The sequence below is a fragment of the Acinetobacter sp. Swhac1 genome (assembly GCF_013390985.1).
Classification (GTDB): domain Bacteria; phylum Pseudomonadota; class Gammaproteobacteria; order Pseudomonadales; family Moraxellaceae; genus Acinetobacter; species Acinetobacter towneri.
The window spans coordinates 66,538-84,923 of sequence record NZ_JACASN010000001.1 but is presented as its reverse complement, the minus strand read 5'-3'; the positions used below and the strand labels follow the sequence as shown (position 1 = coordinate 84,923).

Genomic DNA, 18,386 nt, shown 5'->3' with positions numbered 1-18,386 from the left:
AGTTTAACTTTCAGTCAAAAAGCCTTCATAAATTGAAGGCTTTTTGGTTTATATACACAATAAAAACAGCATATAATAAAAGGATATTTGCTTTTCTTTCCTTTTAGGTGTTCTCCCGTGGCTATTCATGAAATCCGACATCCGCTTATTCGTCATAAATTAGGGCTATTACGTCGTGCTGATATCAGCACCAAAAACTTCCGTGAATTGGCACAAGAAGTCACCATGTTGCTGACTTATGAAGCGACCAAAGATTTGCCAGTGGTCGAACACGAAATTGCGGGTTGGAATGGTGCAGTCACCGTAGACCGTATTGCGGGTAAAAAAATTACGGTTGTGCCAATTTTACGTGCAGGTATTGGCATGTTAGATGGTTTCTTGAATTTAATTCCAAGTGCTAAAGTGTCTGTACTTGGCCTGGAGCGCGATGAAGAAACTTTAGAAGCGCGTACTTACTACAAAAAATTAGTACCAGATGTGCAAAATCGTATTGCGATGATTATTGATCCTATGCTTGCCACAGGTTCATCTTTAGTGGCAGCGATTGATTTGCTCAAAGCCAGTGGTTGTAAAGACATCCGTGTGATGGTGTTGGTTGCAGCACCAGAAGGCATTCAACGTGTAGAAGCCGCGCATCCAGATGTGGTGATCTTTACTGCATCGGTAGATGAAGGTTTAAACCAAGATGGTTATATTGTTCCTGGCTTGGGTGATGCAGGCGATAAAATTTTTGGTTCAGTCCAAAAAGATTAAGCTGAATGTCGGTGAAAAAGAGGCATTAATTGCCTCTTTTTTATATACTCATATAAAGTGCAGCTCGTAAAAGGTTAAGCCATGAAATCTGAACAATATCAAGGGAAAATCAAACAATACAATGCCGAAAAAGGCTATGGATTTATTGCCGCACCTGAAGGTGAAGTGTTTTTCCATATCTCGGATTTTTCTGCGGCTGAAGGCGATCCAAAGCGCAATGATCGGGTTAAATTTAATGTGGTTCAAAATGGTGATCGTTATAAAGCCATTAATATTGAACCTGTAGAAGATAAATCCAAAAAAGCGAAAAAGGCCAAAGCGGTTGCTGCAAATACCTCGATTACGTCTGCATTGTTATCGAACTTAAAGGGTTAATTTTAAATATTTTCATGAATAGAAAGGGGCATTTCAGTCTCTTTTTTTATACAATAATCAAAAACTAACGTGTAAAGAGTAATTTATGTTTTTAGAAGGGAAAATAAAAACTTATAACGAAGAACGAGGCTTTGGTTTTATTCAAATAGAAGGAGAGCCAAAAGATTTGTTTTTTCATATTAAAGATTTTCCCAATAAAAATCTGCCACCAAAAGTGGGAGAAAATCTAAAATTTCGTAAAGTAGAAGAAAATGGCAAGTTCAAAGCAGATAATATTGTCCGTCTGGATATTAAGGTTGCAGTCGAAAGGCATACACCTCAATCAAGGGCAATTCATACGACAAAGCAGAATCATAAAAGACAGCAGAAGTCTGAAAATAACTCATCCAATTTTGTGACTTTTATGGGAATATTGATTATATTCGGCTTGGCTTATCCAGTATTTAATAAGTACCAAGCTTGGCAAAATAGCCAGCCTGAAGCTTTATCAGTACAAAAAGTAGTAGAAGTTCCAGTTGTTGAACAGAACTTTACTTGTGATGGGCGTGAGCACTGTAGTCAAATGACGTCTTACGAAGAAGCGTTATTCTTTATACGAAATTGTCCAAATACTAAAATGGACGGTGATGGTGACGGCATACCATGTGAGAGTCAGTTTTAATTGTTAAAAAAGAGTACCTTGATTGGTACTCCTATGAATTATTTCGCGTCGCAAAATTTCATAAATGCCCTTAAACCAGGCCCTTGGTATTTCTGACGATGCACCAACATGAATAACGGGCGCGTCAGTTGCCAGAAAGGCGTATCCAAAATTACCAATTGACCTTTTTCTAGTAAAGGTTCAATCGCCAATCGTGAAATACACGACATACCAATTCCACCTGCGACAATTTTTAAAATCGCTTCGTTATGACCCAAAGTTAAACGAATATTGGCATCAGGCAGGTCTTTTAAAATTGCATTGTCAAATACTTCACGGGTACCTGAACCTTCTTCACGTAAAATCCACTCGGCATCTTCAAAATCTGCAATGCTTAAGGCACGGTTTAACTGCGCTAGAGGATGACTTGGCGCACAGCACACTGCGAGCTCATCATCACGCCAATGAATACATTGCAGTTGTGGTAAGTGACAGGAGCCTTCTATCAAGGCTAAATCTAGCTGAAACTGATTCACAGCTTCAATCATTTGGCGGGTATTGCCCACTTGTAATTGTAAATGCGCCTGTGGTTGAATTTGCAAAAAGTCTGCCATTAAATCAGGCATCAAATAGTCACTAATGGTGAGAGTTGCGCCTAAACGCAAATCGATGCTTTGCAGCTCACCTTTAGCGGCTTGCTCAAATGCTTCACAACGACCCAAAATTTCTAAGGCTTGTGGCAATAAAAAACGACCCAAATCATTTAGTTGTAGACGCTTACCCAAACGGTCAAACAGTGGAGCACCCAAGCCATCTTCCAAATCTGCTAAGGCCATGCTTGCAGCACTTTGGGTGAGCTTAACGGCATCACTGGCTTTGGTTACTGTCCCTTCTTGGGCAACTGCTACAAAAACCGCCAACTGGCGTAAAGTCATGCGCATGAATCAAGCCTTAACATTTAAAAATATTCATAAATTACCCCAACATGCTAACATGAGCACAGTCTTTCATGCCACGCTCAAATCATGTCAATTGAAAAATTTACTTTAGAAAAAGTGCTTTCGGTTCATCGTTGGACCAACACCTTGTTTAGCTTCATTATGACCCGACCCGCGCATTTTAAATTTACTGCAGGGCAGTTTGCACGTATCGGGTTAAAAGTGGGTGATGAATTGGTGGTACGTGCTTATTCGGTGGTGTCATCACCATTTGCTGAAACTTTGGAGTTTTTCTCAATTGTCGTGCCAGATGGTGCGTTTACTTCTAACTTGCAGCACCTTCAAGTGGGCGATGAGCTGTACTTGGAAAAAATTCCGTATGGTTTTTTGACTTTGGCGCGTTATCAATTGCCTGCCCCACACGATTTATGGTTACTGGCCACAGGTACAGGTCTTGCACCGTTTTTATCCATGCTGCAAGATTTTGAAACATGGACAAAATATCAACATATTTATTTGGTTTATAGCGTGCGTACCGAAGCTGAATTGGCTTATGTCGATAAAATTCACGAGATTGCCGAAACTTTTGGCGAAGGGCATACAGGCTTTAAATTTATCCCAATTATCACTCGCGACCCTCAAGCTGATTTGCATGATCGTTTGCCAGTATTAATTGAAAATGGTGAACTCGAACATGCTGCGGGTAGTGTACTCAACCCTGAAACCAGCCATGTGATGTTATGCGGTAACCCTGCCATGGTGGATGACACCAAAGAAGCCTTAAAAGCGCGTGGTTTAAGCATGAACCGCCGCGGGGAAGGTAATATTGCAGTTGAAAATTATTGGTGAGGATGTGATACAACTATTCAAATATCAACTGTTCAAATATATAGCCAGCGCAGGGCTGATGTTTATAGTCGCACAAACCGTACAGGCTGAAACGGTGGAAACTCAGGTTGCTGTGCAAGATCACGTACTCATTTATGATGGGCCACTTAGCCCTGAAGCCAACGCACGTGCAGCGGAATTACTTAAACAGTCAGATAAAATTGATACCTTAAAAATCAACAGTCGGGGTGGCGAGATCGGCTTAGGTATTGATTTGGGCAATTTGGTCTTTGACCATCAACTTAATGTAGAAGTTGCGCAGTATTGCTTTTCTTCTTGTGCCAATTATGTGTTTCCTGCGGGCAAAGTAAAATATTTAAACTTGCGTAGCCAGCTCGGTTGGCATGGTGGCAGTTTGCAAAAAATGCAATTTGAAAGTGCTGAAATGGAGCAAATGTATAACGATTACATTGGCCCAATCCGTGCAAAGGAAACCGCTTTTTTTCAGAAAATTAAAGTTCAGCAAAGCTCAATCATTGCAGGGCAGACTCCTGAATATGAGAAGTATCAAGACTGTGTCGGTTGGCGTTATACATCTAAGAAAATGCGCAGTTTTGGCATAGATCAGGTGCGTTTTAAGCAGGTTTGGTGGCTGCCTAAATCGAGTTTTGAAAATAAATGTATTTTCACAATTCGCTAAAAATTGGTTGTTGAGGTGATCTTCACCATTCATATAAAAACCTCATCTACAATGCTGCAGATGAGGTTTTTGATTGGTGTGATACAATTTTGAAAGTAACTTTTGAGCGCAATGCTTGAAAGTGATTCTTCAAAGAAATTAGTGCACAAACATATCCATATATTCGCGGATTTCCTGAATCGCGCTATCGACATCACTGCTCAGCCAAGTCGGTTCAAAAAAGCCTGCATAATGCTCTAAGCGTTCTTGTGGAACCACCAAACGCACAGGACAATCTTCTTCAAGTAAGCGCCACGGTAAAATTGGCACTTCATTATCTAAAAATGCAGCAATGTTGCGAATATCAATGATCATGGCATTCACACAATCTGGAAATGGCATGACCGAAAATTCTTCGGTACGACGACGGAAATATTCCAAATCGCCCCATTTGAGCAGATAGCTGGGCTTGCTAAATTCAATAATACCAATGAGATGCCCATCACGGGTATAGTGCAAGGCACATTGATGAGTGACGTCAGTGTCAAGATCAAGCGATACACTTTGTTGACGATACGCCATAAAGTTCAAAGTACACAAAAAAACGGTACGTGATTATAGCGCATTTCCCCGTGAGAGGCAGCTTTGTCGATATTGGGCAACATAGGTGGTACTTGAGGTATATTACATCTTTTCACCATCTTGCTATGTATTGTCACACAATAAGCGTGAGGAGCTTGTTAGTATGAAAATTCATCAGATAAATACATAAGTGAGGGGAACATGCCGCATGATTTCAATAAACCGCCTCATGTAAACTCAGCTGAAGACATTAAGCGAAAAAAACGTATTCCAGTCTATATGCTTCTACTGGTGGGAATCTTTTTATTGGCATTGCTGATTTACATGATGGCGGATCGCAATCCGAGTGCAAGCGAAGCACCTCCTGGACATCCTAATCCAACCGTACAACAAGCAACGCCAAATAGCACGACAACGGGCACAGCTGGAGATGAAGCACGTGCAGAGGACAGCAATACTGCAACAGCAACAGATCGGTAGTTTAGCCTAAGCGTCAAAAAATCGTATTTACAAATTCAGCCTTGCCTAGATGCAGGGCTTTTTTGTGGATTTTCGCAAGGTTTATTGTCCCTCCTTTGTAGAATTGTTGCGATTCTGCATCCCAAGGTTGAATAAAAAATATGCAAATTCTATGGTGGGTAGAGCTTTACTCAATAATTTGAATCGATAAAAAGCAGTTTTGCGCTGTAGTGCAAACCTAAAAATGAAGCTAATCACCATGAGGATTAAACAAGATGAATGATTATTTTAATGGGAACCTACATGGCAGAGGTTTTGATGCCATGTATTATTGGGAGCAATTTCAACCCATTTTAGCTGCAGTTGCAATTTTACTTGTCGGGTGGGTGATTGCATTATTGGTTGCGGGTGGAATTAAAAAGGTTCTACAAAAATTAGGTACCGATCAAAAATTATCAAATGCAACGGGGCATCGTTCAAATATTGAAGTGATTGTGTCGCGGGTCGTGTTTTGGGTGATTTTAATTATTGCGGTCATTGGTGCGCTGAATGTGTTGAATCTGACCAGTGTCAGTGGGCCATTCAGTAATATGATTCAGCAGTTCTTACTGTTTATTCCTTCTTTACTGGCTGCTGTAGCCGTTGCTTTTATTGGGTGGATTTTGGCAAATCTGGTCAAAGTGGGGATGAAAAAACTGTTGGCACGTACTCAGTTGGATGAAAAACTCAGCGCCGATGTGGGTGTGAGTGGCTTAAGTCAAAATATCAGTGAAATTGTTTATTGGCTGATTTTATTGCTGTTCTTGCCAATTGTGCTGTCAATTTTAGGCTTAAACGGTCTGTTGTTCCCTGTGCAAAACATGGTGAATGAAGTTGTGCTGTATTTACCGAACATCTTCATTGCAGGCGTGATTGTTTTTGTCGGATACATTCTGGCAAAAATTGTTCGTGGCATTGTCGAAGGTTTATTAGGCAGCCTGAATATTCAACAGCATGCTGAAAAAGTTGGCATTTTTAAAAATTCAAATTTACCTAAATTACTCGGTTCGTTTGTTTTCGCCTTGGTGATCATCACCGCCTTGATTATTGGTTTTGAGGCACTTGGAATTGAAGCCATTTCGCAGCCTGCGACAGCCATGCTGTATGAAATTATGAATGCGATCCCGCATATTATTGCGGCAGGTCTGATTCTTATTTTGGCTTATGTGGTGTCGCGTTTTGTAGCCAATATTGTGGTGGAAGTGGTTGCAGGTACAGGAGTCGATGATATTCCTGCCAAACTCGACTTACAGCGCTTTTTAGGTACGACTAAAATTTCATGTGTGGTTGGTTATCTGATCGTATTCTTTACCATGCTATTTGCGGTATCTGAAGCGGCGAACCGTTTGGGCTTTGATCAAGTCAGCGGCTTGATTGCCATGTTTATCCAATTTGGTGCAGATATCCTGTTGGGTGCTGTCATTTTGGTGGTGGGTTTCTGGCTTGCGAATATGGTTGCCAAAGTGGTACAGCGCGGTGAATATAACAGCTCGCGTTGGTTGGCAAACTTAGTCCGTATTTTAATTATGGGCTTGGTGGTTGCCATGGGCTTACGCGCGATGGGTATTGCAGACTCGATTGTGAACTTGGCTTTTGGTTTAACCCTCGGTTCTGTTGCAGTGGCTTTTGCACTTGCCTTTGGTTTAGGTGGTCGCCAACCTGCAGAGCGTGTGTTAACTGATTTGATTGATAAAGCTAAACGTGAGGCAAATCAACCGAATCCTTTGCACAAGACAGAAACGGCAACGTCAGCATCAAGTGTGATGACACCTATTGTATCTGAGCAGCCGCAAGCGTCTGTAAGTGATGTGACTACAACACCTGAAGCGGCAACTGATCATGCAGTGCCAGATACCTTAAAGGTTGATCCTGAACATCCACTAGTCAACAACCCATTTGGTTCGACAGGTGAGGCTGAACCAGATGTCGATGAACATCCAAAAAATGACCCGAAATAACCTGTTCAAATTTTGATTTGAATCGCTAAGATGATCGACCAATCACCGTATTGGTCGATTTCTTTTCGGTATTCATTAAAAAAGAGGAAACGATAATGTCCAAATCAGCACCCGATAAGTTTTTTGCCCCAATCGTGATTGCTGGCATCACCATCGGTTTTTTTGTTGCCGCTTATAAGTTTGTCTTTGCTAAACCAGAAGCAACGGCAAAACCAACTGAAAATGTTGAGAAAAATCATCCAAAAGAGGATAGACCAAGCTCTTAAATTATGTTAAAAATTAATCAACTTTGGCAGGAATGAGCCAAAGACTGATTTGGATAAATCAGATCAATAGCTTGGAAAGCTTGATGAGGGTTTAAGGGAAAAATAAAAAACTTGGGTTTTAACCAAGCTGAAATATTTGAGTCTTAAAATTCGCGCAAGGATGACAATAATGAGGGAAATCAATATGCTAAACAAATTACGTATCAGTTTAAAAGTTCAAGTGGCAAATTCGTTACCTATGCATCAACAAAATGCTGTGCTTAAAATGCAGCAAACTGAATCACGTTTGGCAAATACGCCAAAATTGGTATTATTTCGTACCGATTATTTAGAATAAAATAACAGGATTCACGTATTGCTAAGTCTTTATAGTACGTGACGGTGTTAAAGAAAAAGCCAGTTTAGAAAAAATTGGCTTTTGTCATTTTGCAATTTGATCGGCAAGATCAATATTATTCTGTTTAGACTAGAATCATTTTTATCACATTCATTTGTTTGCATGTTTCATCTAAAAGCAAACTTAAACATACTCCGATGCTGCATGTGCAGATGACCACGCCCATTGGAAATTATAGCCGCCCAAATGTCCCGTTACATCTAAAACTTCCCCAACAAAATACAAGCCTTTTTGTTTTTTACTTTCCATAGTTTTAGAGGAAACTTCTTGGGTATCGATTCCGCCTAAAGTGACTTCGGCAGTACGATAACCTTCTGTGCCTGATGGTTTGACTTCAAAGGCATTTAAACGTGCTGCAATCTGTTCTAGCTTTTCATCACTGATATTGCCAATTGCCGTTTCAGAGAGTGCAGGCCAAATCAGTTGCTGTAATTCAGCCACTACACTTTTTGGCAGATGCTCGCTGAGTAAGGTGCGCAGTAAAACTTTAGGACTGCTTTGCTTTTTATTTTTAAAAAAGTCATAGAGTTCTAAGTAAGGTAAAAAGTTAATTTTAAAACTTTGTCCGACATCCCAATAATTAGAAAGCTGTAAGGCACTCGGCCCACTCAAACCGCGATGGGTGAATAGCAATGCTTCGGTAAAACTAGTCAATGAATTTGATAAAGTCGCATCCACCGCATTACCGCTTAAACGTGTAGTGACTTCTTTAAAGCTGTCTGAGAAGGTAAAAGGCACTAAACCTGCACGGGTCGGGTAAACACGATGACCAAATTGTTTGGCAATTTCATAGCCAATTCCAGAGCCACCTAAAGTTGGAATAGATAAACCGCCAGTTGCTACGACCACAGCGCTTGCTTGGAAATAACCCAAAGTCGTTGCAATTTGAAAACCTTGATCATCTACCGCATTCACGGCTTTGACTTCACAATTGGTTTGAATATCGACCAATTTGGTTTTTTCACATTCGGCTAAGAGCATGGCTAAAATTTCTTTAGCGCCGTTTAAAGTGAATAATTGTCCGTGTTTGCGTTCTTCATATTCAATGCCGTATTCGCAGACTAAACCAATAAAATCCCAATTGGTATAACGGGTGAGTGCTGAAATAACAAAATGCGGGTTTTCAGAAATATAATTGGCAGGTTCAACATCGAGGTTGGTAAAGTTACATTTGCCACCACCTGACATCAGAATTTTTTTACCGACCTTATTGGCCTTTTCCAGTACCACAACCGAACGCCCACGTTTACCAGCCTCTGCAGCCAACATCAAGCCTGATGCGCCTGCACCTAAAACAACAACATCAACCTGATGAACCATGAGTATTACTCGGTAGACGAAAAGCGAGCAATTATAAAAGATTTGTGGGGGTTTTAATATGCTTTAAGCTTTCCTTGCAACCCACCTGTATGAATGGCCAGGATTCGAGTGTTGGCAGGGAAATGATTGTGCTGGATTAAATCAAGAAGTCCCATCATCATTTTACCTGTATAAATGTGTTCGAGTGGAATTTGATATTTTTGCTCAAAATTTTGAATAAATTTCAATAATTCAGCTGTAGTTTTGGCATAGCCGCCACCACAATAGGCATCGGTTAAAGACCAATTGCTTTTATCAGTCCATTGTTGAATGTCCTGTTTGAGAAAATCACCTTTCAAGGCTGAAAAGCCTAAAATGTGCTGGTGATCTGAACTGCTTTCAATGATGCCTGCAAGAGTTCCACCAGTACCCACAGCACAACAAATTACGTCATAATTTTCTAAATCATCAGGGGAGAGGATTTCCTGTGTCCCTTGAATGGCAAGGGAATTGCTTCCACCCTCTGGAATAATAAAGGCTTGAGGATATTGCTGTTGAAGTTGTTGTAAATATGCCACTTCATGGCGCAGACGATATTCGGCTCGGCTGACAAAATGCAGTTGCATGCCAAAATCTTGCGCTGTTTGTAGGGTAGGATTTAAGTCTTGGGTCGCAAGTTCTTGACCACGAATGATACCAATACTTTGAAAGCCAAAGCGTTGAGCTGCATAAGCTGTTGCTGCAATATGATTGGAAAATGCACCGCCAAAAGTGAGGACTTGAGAAAAACCTTGCTGTTGTGCTGCCAAGAGGTTGTATTTGAGTTTAAAAAACTTGTTGCCCGAAATCTGGGGATGAATCTGATCAAGGCGTTTGATGGTCAGTTGAACAGGCTGGTGAAGTTCTAATGTTTGATAAGGGGTAGGAAAAGCAATGTGATCAAACATTTTTTGCGAACGAGAAATGAATTTGACCACATTGTAAATGTATTTGATTGAGAATGTCAGTGTTGGTTTATGTTTATGAGTCGGTATCAACCGACGTGATTACCGACATACCAGGGCGTAGATTTTCGATCCCTTTTTGATTCGGATCAATGGTGATACGTACCGCTATACGTTGAACGACTTTGGTAAAATTTCCTGTGGGATTGTCAGGTTTAAGTACACTGAACTCTGAACCCGCAGCGGGGGAAATCTGTTCCACATGGCCTGGTTCATTGAGCAATGTCCAAACAATAGGTATCGCTATTCCACGATAGACGATGGCTAACATCAAGATATTGATATCTCGTTTTCCCCATTTCCAGTTGGTTCTATCCAAAGTTAATTGGACTTTATCGAATAAAAATATATTGAAAATTAATTGAGAAATTTGACGATAATCGAAATACTGATCTGCAAAGAAGCGTTGTATACGTCGATAAAATGATTGTGGTAAGCACTTGATGGGTAAGGCTTTAGATGCAGAAGAAAGATTACATGTCTGTTTTACAATTAATGCAAGCATAATCAGTGTAAAACATTTTACATGTGACTTGTTCCACTTTAGATATTTGTTTAAGATGAGATGTAACTCATTGAAATGTGTCATCATATTCGTCGTCAGAAAACAAGTATTATGCCATTATTTCAATGAGTTATCTTTTTTTGTCGTGTACAAAGATCGTTTTATCAAAGTAAGTTGAATAACCATAGGGCAGCAATTTACCCTATGGCTTTTTAAAATTTAATGAAAAACTGCTTCCAAAGCATTTAAGCCAACTTTAGGATCGAGTAAACCATTGTAAATCTCTGGAATTTCACGTTCGACACCCAAGAGCTGATAAATGGCAATCATGGCACAACGTACGGAATATTCCACAGTGAAAACCACATCATCTTCAAGCTCTACGAATTGACCTAAGAAAGCAAAGTTGACCGCATTTTCTGGAATGACCAATGGACGATCACCTGCTTTACGACATGCAAATAGGGCAGAAGCATAAGGCATCATTACTGTGGTAATGTCAGTATGTGCCAACACATGATCCAAAATGTCATCGAAACCAAGTTGATGAATCAACTCAATTAAAATCTCTTGACCCGTCGCTTCACTCATCGGTTTTTTAATGTAATCGCCGATATGGTCAATTTCAAAACCATAACCCCATAAGGTGAATTTACCTTCTGGTAAGTCAGCAAAATGCGGTTGAGCTGGAACGACCACAGATAGATGCCAACCAGATTCAAACCAAGTCATGAGTGCACCTGTACCCGGTTCATTTCCTGTGTAATCAATAATCCGTTTTAGCAGCACATCATCATGCATGGTGAGCGTAAAGGATTTCCATTTATGCTCATCAATGTTGCCATAGAAGGTCATTGGACGACCAAAATCAGGAGCTTTTTGAACCAATGTTTCCCACAAACGCCAGCCATGATCTTGTCGATCACGAATCAGCTCAGGAACATCGAATTTATCGCCATAACGTGAATCAGCCGTAATCGAACCTAAAGTAAAGAGCGCAAGATCATGCTCACCCAGTTGAATTTGTTCAGTGCCTTCTGGAATGTTGACATAAAGTTGGGTTGCCTTACGTTCCTTCGTTTGGGCATCTTCGACAAAGTCTGCATCTGTGACATAACTACCGAAACGAACATCAACGCCTTGTTCCACCAACCAGCGTTGTAGAGGATAAATCATTGAATCATATTGATTGTATTTAGTTCGTTTCACACCTGCTAAGGTATGGATGCGTGGTAATTCTTGAATGAAACGTAGAAAATAACGGCGTAATTCCGCTGCGCTATGCCATTTTTGAAAGGCAAACGTGGTTCGCCACATCCGCCAAAAATTACTTTGGAAAAATGCATCATCAAAAAATTCATCAATACGGCGACTACCGATACGATCTTCTTTTAATGCCAGTAGACGTAACATTTGAGCACGGTTGAGCGTTGATAATCCCAATTTTTGAGCTTCTGCAATAATATGATTTGAGTCGATCAAACGTGCTTGAGCATTGGTTTTAACTTGTTCGTTAAATTCACGACATTCTTCACGAACAGAAATGTCTGGATTTTCTAAAGATGGGATGCTTGAAAATAAATCCCAAGTACACAAATAAGTCTCATCAGTTAGCATACGTCCACCACGTGTGACCCATGCTTGGTTCGGATTAAGCGGATTATGTCCACCATCCATCGAACCACCAGAAACATTCAATTCTTCTAAAATATGGATATGTTCGGCTGGCACTTTAGCATCACGAATCGCAAAAGCAGCAGCAGCCATACCAGCTATGCCTCCGCCTACAATCCAAAGATGTGATTTAGAGCGGTCTAATGTTTTCAGTCTTTTATTTTGCATCTGATGTACCTCGTTTGTAGTTCTAAAGAAAATTAAAGCCGTAATTTTATTATGGGATTATGTGTTTTAAAAATATATGAAAGTTCTGCTAAAAATCGATGATAAATTATTATCAGAAAAAAACTTTAATAGAAAAAATGGATGCACAATAAAATTTTACTGTTCATATGCTATGTTTTAACTGTTTGATATTAAAATTAAATTGAGTTTTTACTCTATTTTTGGTTTTTTACTAAATATTAAATTGCTTGAAAAATCCTTAAATTTATAAACATAAATCAAAAAAATTATATCTTCTATTATGGTTTTTTAAGTAAAATAAATAGTTGAAAATTATTCTAATCTTGAGGTCTATCTTGGAATCATTATTGATTTTAGGCTCTATTGCTTTGGCATTAATGTTGGGGGCAATTAGTCCTGGGCCTACCTTTATTTATGTGGCAAAAAATTCGATAGCCATTTCACGTAAGCATGGTTTATTTACTGCTTTAGGCACGGGTACGGGTGCCGCAATTTTTGGTTTATTGGCGGTGATGGGGTTGCAGGCTATTTTATTGGCTGTACCTTCTGCATATTTTCTTCTTAAAATTTGTGGTGGTTTATATCTGTTATTTTTGGCTTATAAAATTGTGAAGCATGCCAAAGCGCCTATTCAAACCAATCTTGCGGATGGGCAGCAAATGTCGCTTCGCCGTGCGTTTACCACAGGTTTAATTACGCAGTTATCTAACCCTAAAATTGCAATTGTCTTGGCGAGTATTTTTACAGCTTTGTTGCCTAAAGAAATTCCAACTTATTTCTATGTGGTGTTACCAGTTTTGTGTTTCTTTATTGATGCAGGTTGGTGTTCATTGGTTGCAGTGGCTTTGTCTGCAGAAAAACCACGTAAAGTGTATTTGAAGTTTAAAGCGGGTTTTGATCGGCTAGCAGGAGCGGTAATGACAGTATTGGGCTTAAAGTTAATTTTTGGGATGAAGTGATTTTTTGTGTAGATATCTATGCCTTTTGGGAGAAGGTTGGTGAGGGTATTCTAATAATTAAAATGTTTACCTTACTTGTGTCGGGGCAAAAGTAACAAAACCCCTTTGTTCGCTAGAGGGCACGTCCGTGTGCCTAACGAACAGGCTACATCCATGTCACCTTTCTGTGCGTTAGTACTTAAATCAATATTCATCCTCTTCGAATTTGATAGATGGAAAGTAATGTTTAGGGTCATATCCGTCACAATATTCAAATGGAATATTTTTAATAAAATCATATTTATTTATAAAATTATTTTGGAGCCATTTTTTTCCAAAACGCGATAAAACATTGAAAAAAAGGATATAAAGCTCAGGGTTTGAAAGTTGAGCACGGTAAATTTTTATTAACTCGTATTTTTCAAAATCACTTAGGATTTTTGATTCATCTACTATTTTTATAGCATTGTACATATTTCTAAAATAAGAGCTTAAATGAGTTTGATTGGTTTTCAATAAGCAGCCTCTAGAATCCTTTTCCATTAACCTATTCTGAATTTTAATAACTAATTCTTCATTAAATCCATTATACCTTGATAGTTTATTTACTATAAATGTCGTCCAACTTCCCTCTATACCCAAGTAAAAAATAACGTACGAGATATCTAATATTTGTGATTTATTGAGTTGGAGATTTTCTTGTACAGAAATTTCTTGAATCGTTTCTAAAATTCTTTTGAACTGAATTTTGAAGGTTACAAAAGCCTTTTTCCCTTCTTTTGGTGGGTGTTGCGGATTGGTATTGGGTAAAGAAATATTTATCAAATGTTGGTTGTGATAATCAATCATTTTAAAAAAATTAGACTTTAAATTATTTTTCTGTGCTTCATCTTTTTGATTAATAATTGTATAAATCAACAGGAATATGCTTGATGCACTTAAGAGAGTACCTATAAGTCCTCCATACAAATTACCTAAAGAAGCACCTAAAGTTGGATCAACCAAGGAGGTTGCGCCAATTTGAAAAGCTTTGTTGGTAAATATAAAATAGGTAGCTAGCACACTAATAATTATCAAGACTATTGGTAGAACTAAGCAAAAAAACTTTATCCATCTATTCATTATTTATAGCTATAAAAAACCCCACTAAAATATAGCAGGGCTTTTTATCAGTGTCTAAAAATTAAGACACTTTATCACCCGGTTTCGCACCACTTTCAGGTGAAACCACCCAAACGCCGTCACCATTACCCGCAGCGAGTACCATCCCATTAGAAATACCAAAACGCATTTTACGTGGTGCAAGGTTCGCCACCATTACCACCAATTTGCCTTTTAAGTCTTCAGGTTGGTAGAACTCACGAATACCGCTAAACACGTTACGTGGCTCGGCTTCACCAACATTTAAAGTCAATTGAAGGAGCTTGTCAGAACCTTCAACCGTAGCCACTTCAAGAACTTCTGCAACACGTAAATCAATTTTGACAAAGTCATCAATGGTGATAATTTCCGCTTCACCGACTTTAGGTTCTGCTTTTTTCTCTTTGGCTTTTTCTTTTTTCTTTTCCGTTTTTGGTGCTTCAGCAGGTGCGGCTAAAGAATCTTTAGATGCATCTACCATTGCAGCTACCGCTTTCGGATCAACACGTTGCATGAGTGGTTGGAACAACGCAATTTCATGACCGACTAAAACAGTTTTACGTGATTCAAAGTTAAAGCTATCTAACTGTAAGAAGGCTTGAACTTGTTCAGCCAAGGTTGGTAGTACAGGCGCAAGATAAATCGCCAATTGACGGAACAGGTTAATCCCCACAGAACATACGTCATGAACTTGCTGTTCTTCACCTTCAATTTTGGCTAAAGCCCAAGGCTTTTTCTCATCAATATATTGGTTCGCTTTATCGGCCAATGCCATAATTTCACGAATAGCAGTAGAAAATTCACGCGCTTCGTATGCTTGGGCAATTGAGTCGCCTGCAGCAATAAAGCTTTGTACCAACTCAGGTTCTACACAGCTCGCACTTAATTTGTTATCAAATTTGGTGTTGATGAATTTGGCACAACGGCTGGCAATATTCACCACTTTACCTACAAGGTCAGAGTTTACTTTCTGCACAAAATCATCCAGATTTAAGTCAGAGTCTTCAACTTTGTCAGACAGTTTTGAGGCAAAGTAATAGCGTAAATATTCAGGGTTTAAATGCTGTAAATACGTTTCTGCCTTAATGAATGTGCCGCGAGATTTTGACATTTTTTGACCATTTACAGTCAAGAAGCCATTTACAAATAAACCTGTAGGTGTGCGATAACCCGCACCATCTAACATCGCAGGCCAGAATAAAGCGTGGAAATAGACGATGTCTTTACCAATGAAGTGATAGACTTCTTTGTCTGAATCTTTTTTCCAATAATCGTCAAAATTCAGGTCGGGGCGTTTGTTTTTTACGTAGTTTTCAAAACTCGACATATAACCAATTGGCGCATCAACCCAGACATAAAAATATTTATTTGGTGCATCTGGAATTTCAAAACCAAAATATGGTGCATCACGTGAAATATCCCAGTCATTTAAACCGTTTTCAAACCATTCATCCAATTTGTTGGCAATTGAAACTGGCAAACGACCTTCATCGCGCGTCCATTTTTGTAAATATTCACCAAAATTAGGCAATTTAAAGAAGTAATGATCTGATGATTTTTCTACAGGTGTTGCGCCGCTCAAAGTCGATTTTGGATTAATCAGCTCAGTCGCATTATAGGTTGTGCCGCAAACTTCGCAAGAATCGCCATATTGATCTTCCGCTTTACATTTTGGGCAAGTGCCTTTAATAAAACGATCTGATAAGAACATGCCTTTTTCAGGGTCAAATAATTGCGTAACAGGACGCACGGCAATATTGCCTGCATCTCGATTTTTGACATAAATTTCACTGGCACGTGCGCGGTTGGTGTCGCTATGCGTTGAATCATAATGATCAAAATGCACGCCAAAACCGTCAAAATCACGAATGTGTTCTTGTTGCACATTGGCAATTTGCTGTTCAGGGCTAATTCCATTGGCTTCGGCACGCAGCATGATTGCTGTACCATGCGCATCATCCGCACAGACATAAGTCACGTCATGTCCCATTGCACGCATGGCGCGAACCCAGATATCTGCCTGGATATAACCGAGTAAGTGACCCATATGGATCGGACCATTGGCGTATGGTAGGGCGTTAGTGACTAAAATTTGACGCACGGATATAACTCTCTCAAATAGGGACGATGCAATTCGGGCAATTTTACCTTAGATAGCACATAGATGCACAAGGGATTCCATGAATTCTTTTCAAATCCGCCTAGAAGGCTAAATACAATATCTAAACAAGGAGTTGGTCTGCATTTGACGATAAATCATATCAAAAACCAAGCAATACACTCAGAATTAAGTATTTCGGTGAAAGCACGACTTAACCTTATACTGAATTATCGTTACACTATCAAAATCGCGGTATTTCCAAACTTTGGAGTAAATCTATGTCTTGGCTTTCTTCACTTAAATCAGTTTTTTCACCTTCGCATACGGTGAATGAGGAAGCTATTCAGCACGTACTACAAAGTTATGTCTTGCCTGAATCTGAACATGCCTTAAAAGATCGTATTTCTCAAGTGAATGTGCAAGGTGATATTCTGCAAATCACCATCAATACTTATCCTGAAGAAAAACAACATTTACAACAAATTCATGATGAACTGGCAGATGCTTTAGAAAAATGCGGCATTAAAGAACTGAATATGCATGTGATTCAGCAGAAAACGGGACAGAAAAAAGAAAGTTGTGGGCATCAACATGCTGAAGGTGAAAGCTGCTCAACATCGACCACACAGACCGTAGCATCTCATTTACCGCCAGTAGTCGATGCTGCAGGTCAAAGTTCAATGCAAGAAGCCGATCCGAATAATCCACCGATTCAAAAAGCTGCGCCACAACAGCGCGATGTGCCGAAACATCCGCGTATTCAAAACGTAATTTTGGTATCTTCGGGCAAAGGCGGGGTTGGAAAATCTACCACTACTGTAAATTTGGCTTTGGCATTACAAAAGCTAGGCTTAAAAGTTGGCGTATTAGATGCTGATATTTATGGTCCAAGTATTCCGACCATGCTCGGCAATGCTGGCAAAACTCCTATGATTGAAGCCGAGCAGTTTGTACCGTTGGATGCTTTTGGGATGCCTGTGTTATCCATCGGACATTTAACAGGTGACCACAATACACCTGTAGCGTGGCGTGGACCAAAAGCCACAGGTGCATTAATGCAGCTCTTTAATCAAACCTTATGGCCAGATTTAGATGTGTTGATGATTGATATGCCACCAGGAACGGGGGATATTCAACTGACCCTTGCACAGCGTATTCCTGTAACGGGAGCGGTGATTGTGACTACACCACAAAATGTTGCCTTAATGGATGCTGTGAAAGGCATCGAGCTGTTTAATCGTGTGCAAATTCCTGTGATGGGCGTAATTGAGAATATGTCGACGCATATCTGCTCAAACTGCGGCTACGAAGAACAAATTTTTGGTCAAGGTGGTGGCGATAAACTGGCAGAACAATATGACATTCCGTTGCTTGGACGTTTACCATTGAATGTCAGTATTCGTGAAAATGTGGATGCAGGCACGCCGTCAGTGATTGCAGGCGATGATGCTGCCGATAGTTACATTGCGATTGCCAAGCAAATTGCAAAAAAACTGCCTAAAGCTGAAAAAGATCAGAATCGTATTTTCTAGTGAGGGATCTCAGTTTGGAATGATCGCGGTTTTCGTCATTCAGTTGTTGTTCTTCAAATTTTGAGTGATTCATCTTTAAAAGCTAAGTCA

Annotated in this window: 18 protein-coding genes and 2 pseudogenes; 11 read left to right on the top strand and 9 right to left on the bottom strand. The window is 39.6% G+C overall.

Features of this window, described 5'->3' with window-relative positions:
• Positions 1–117 precede the first annotated feature (117 nt).
• The 3 genes from upp (at position 118) to HX743_RS00405 (ending at position 1,789) form a co-directional block, all read left to right on the top strand.
• Positions 118–753: a uracil phosphoribosyltransferase gene (gene upp / locus HX743_RS00415; protein WP_019836328.1), complete on the top strand. Its 636-nt coding sequence runs from the start codon at positions 118–120 to the stop codon at positions 751–753.
• 81 nt (positions 754–834) lie between these two features.
• Positions 835–1,128 (top strand): cold-shock protein, encoded by a 294-nt coding sequence (locus HX743_RS00410; RefSeq protein WP_178318208.1) that lies wholly within the window; start codon positions 835–837, stop codon positions 1,126–1,128.
• 85 nt (positions 1,129–1,213) lie between these two features.
• A complete protein-coding gene (locus tag HX743_RS00405) occupies positions 1,214–1,789 on the top strand; it encodes a cold shock domain-containing protein (RefSeq protein WP_178318207.1) in 576 nt (191 codons plus the stop codon).
• A gap of 38 nt (positions 1,790–1,827) precedes the next feature.
• On the opposite strand, the gene gigC is transcribed toward HX743_RS00405, so the two are convergent.
• Positions 1,828–2,709, bottom strand: a complete 882-nt coding sequence (gene gigC, locus HX743_RS00400; RefSeq protein ID WP_019837525.1) for a LysR family transcriptional regulator GigC — start codon at positions 2,707–2,709, stop codon at positions 1,828–1,830.
• Between the two features lie 84 nt (positions 2,710–2,793).
• Here gigC and HX743_RS00395 point away from each other — a divergent pair, with 84 nt between their 5' ends.
• Together HX743_RS00395 and HX743_RS00390 are read left to right on the top strand one after the other, a co-directional pair.
• On the top strand, positions 2,794–3,555 hold the full coding sequence (locus HX743_RS00395; protein WP_178318206.1) for a ferredoxin--NADP reductase: 762 nt from the start codon (positions 2,794–2,796) through the stop codon (positions 3,553–3,555).
• Between the two features lie 4 nt (positions 3,556–3,559).
• A complete protein-coding gene (locus HX743_RS00390) occupies positions 3,560–4,234 on the top strand; it encodes a hypothetical protein (protein ID WP_178318205.1) in 675 nt (224 codons plus the stop codon).
• A gap of 138 nt (positions 4,235–4,372) precedes the next feature.
• Here the strand turns inward: HX743_RS00390 and HX743_RS00385 are convergent, their stop codons facing one another.
• On the bottom strand, positions 4,373–4,795 hold the full coding sequence (locus HX743_RS00385) for a hypothetical protein (protein WP_178318204.1): 423 nt from the start codon (positions 4,793–4,795) through the stop codon (positions 4,373–4,375).
• 201 nt (positions 4,796–4,996) lie between these two features.
• Between HX743_RS00385 and HX743_RS00380 the strand changes: the two genes are divergently transcribed.
• The 4 genes from HX743_RS00380 to HX743_RS00365 all read left to right on the top strand — a co-directional run bounded on the left by HX743_RS00380 (position 4,997) and on the right by HX743_RS00365 (position 7,854).
• Positions 4,997–5,275, top strand: coding sequence for a hypothetical protein (locus tag HX743_RS00380; RefSeq protein ID WP_178318203.1), 279 nt, complete (start codon positions 4,997–4,999; stop codon positions 5,273–5,275).
• A 254-nt stretch (positions 5,276–5,529) separates the two neighbouring features.
• Positions 5,530–7,251, top strand: coding sequence for a mechanosensitive ion channel (locus tag HX743_RS00375; protein ID WP_178318202.1), 1,722 nt, complete (start codon positions 5,530–5,532; stop codon positions 7,249–7,251).
• A gap of 95 nt (positions 7,252–7,346) precedes the next feature.
• Positions 7,347–7,517 (top strand): hypothetical protein, encoded by a 171-nt coding sequence (locus HX743_RS00370; RefSeq protein ID WP_004975491.1) that lies wholly within the window; start codon positions 7,347–7,349, stop codon positions 7,515–7,517.
• A gap of 184 nt (positions 7,518–7,701) precedes the next feature.
• On the top strand, positions 7,702–7,854 hold the full coding sequence (locus HX743_RS00365) for a hypothetical protein (RefSeq protein WP_178318201.1): 153 nt from the start codon (positions 7,702–7,704) through the stop codon (positions 7,852–7,854).
• Between the two features lie 183 nt (positions 7,855–8,037).
• Here HX743_RS00365 and HX743_RS00360 read toward each other — a convergent pair whose 3' ends face one another.
• From HX743_RS00360 to HX743_RS00340, 5 genes and pseudogenes are all read right to left on the bottom strand, one after another.
• Entirely contained in the window at positions 8,038–9,234 is a 1,197-nt protein-coding gene (locus HX743_RS00360; RefSeq protein WP_178318200.1) for an NAD(P)/FAD-dependent oxidoreductase, read from the bottom strand.
• A 53-nt stretch (positions 9,235–9,287) separates the two neighbouring features.
• Positions 9,288–10,160, bottom strand: a complete 873-nt coding sequence (locus HX743_RS00355; RefSeq protein ID WP_178318199.1) for a 1-aminocyclopropane-1-carboxylate deaminase/D-cysteine desulfhydrase — start codon at positions 10,158–10,160, stop codon at positions 9,288–9,290.
• Between the two features lie 73 nt (positions 10,161–10,233).
• Positions 10,234–10,425: pseudogene (locus tag HX743_RS00350) on the bottom strand (HlyD family secretion protein); the annotation flags it as partial.
• Positions 10,420–10,806 (bottom strand): annotated as a pseudogene (locus HX743_RS00345) (IS4 family transposase); the annotation flags it as partial. The pseudogenes HX743_RS00350 and HX743_RS00345, both read right to left, overlap by 6 nt.
• 135 nt (positions 10,807–10,941) lie before the next feature.
• Complete coding sequence (locus HX743_RS00340) at positions 10,942–12,564, bottom strand: oleate hydratase (RefSeq protein WP_178318198.1); 1,623 nt, start codon at positions 12,562–12,564, stop codon at positions 10,942–10,944.
• A gap of 356 nt (positions 12,565–12,920) precedes the next feature.
• Here HX743_RS00340 and HX743_RS00335 point away from each other — a divergent pair, with 356 nt between their 5' ends.
• Entirely contained in the window at positions 12,921–13,544 is a 624-nt protein-coding gene (locus HX743_RS00335) for a LysE family translocator (protein ID WP_178318197.1), read from the top strand.
• A 183-nt stretch (positions 13,545–13,727) separates the two neighbouring features.
• Here HX743_RS00335 and HX743_RS00330 read toward each other — a convergent pair whose 3' ends face one another.
• Together HX743_RS00330 and metG are read right to left on the bottom strand one after the other, a co-directional pair.
• Entirely contained in the window at positions 13,728–14,585 is an 858-nt protein-coding gene (locus HX743_RS00330) for a putative phage abortive infection protein (RefSeq protein WP_348637011.1), read from the bottom strand.
• Between the two features lie 121 nt (positions 14,586–14,706).
• Positions 14,707–16,764 carry a methionine--tRNA ligase gene (metG, locus tag HX743_RS00325; RefSeq protein WP_178318195.1) on the bottom strand — a complete coding sequence of 686 codons (2,058 nt, stop codon included), beginning with the start codon at positions 16,762–16,764 and terminating at the stop codon, positions 14,707–14,709.
• 278 nt (positions 16,765–17,042) lie between these two features.
• Between metG and apbC the strand changes: the two genes are divergently transcribed.
• A complete protein-coding gene (apbC, locus tag HX743_RS00320; protein WP_096901454.1) occupies positions 17,043–18,296 on the top strand; it encodes an iron-sulfur cluster carrier protein ApbC in 1,254 nt (417 codons plus the stop codon).
• Positions 18,297–18,386: the final 90 nt, after the last annotated feature.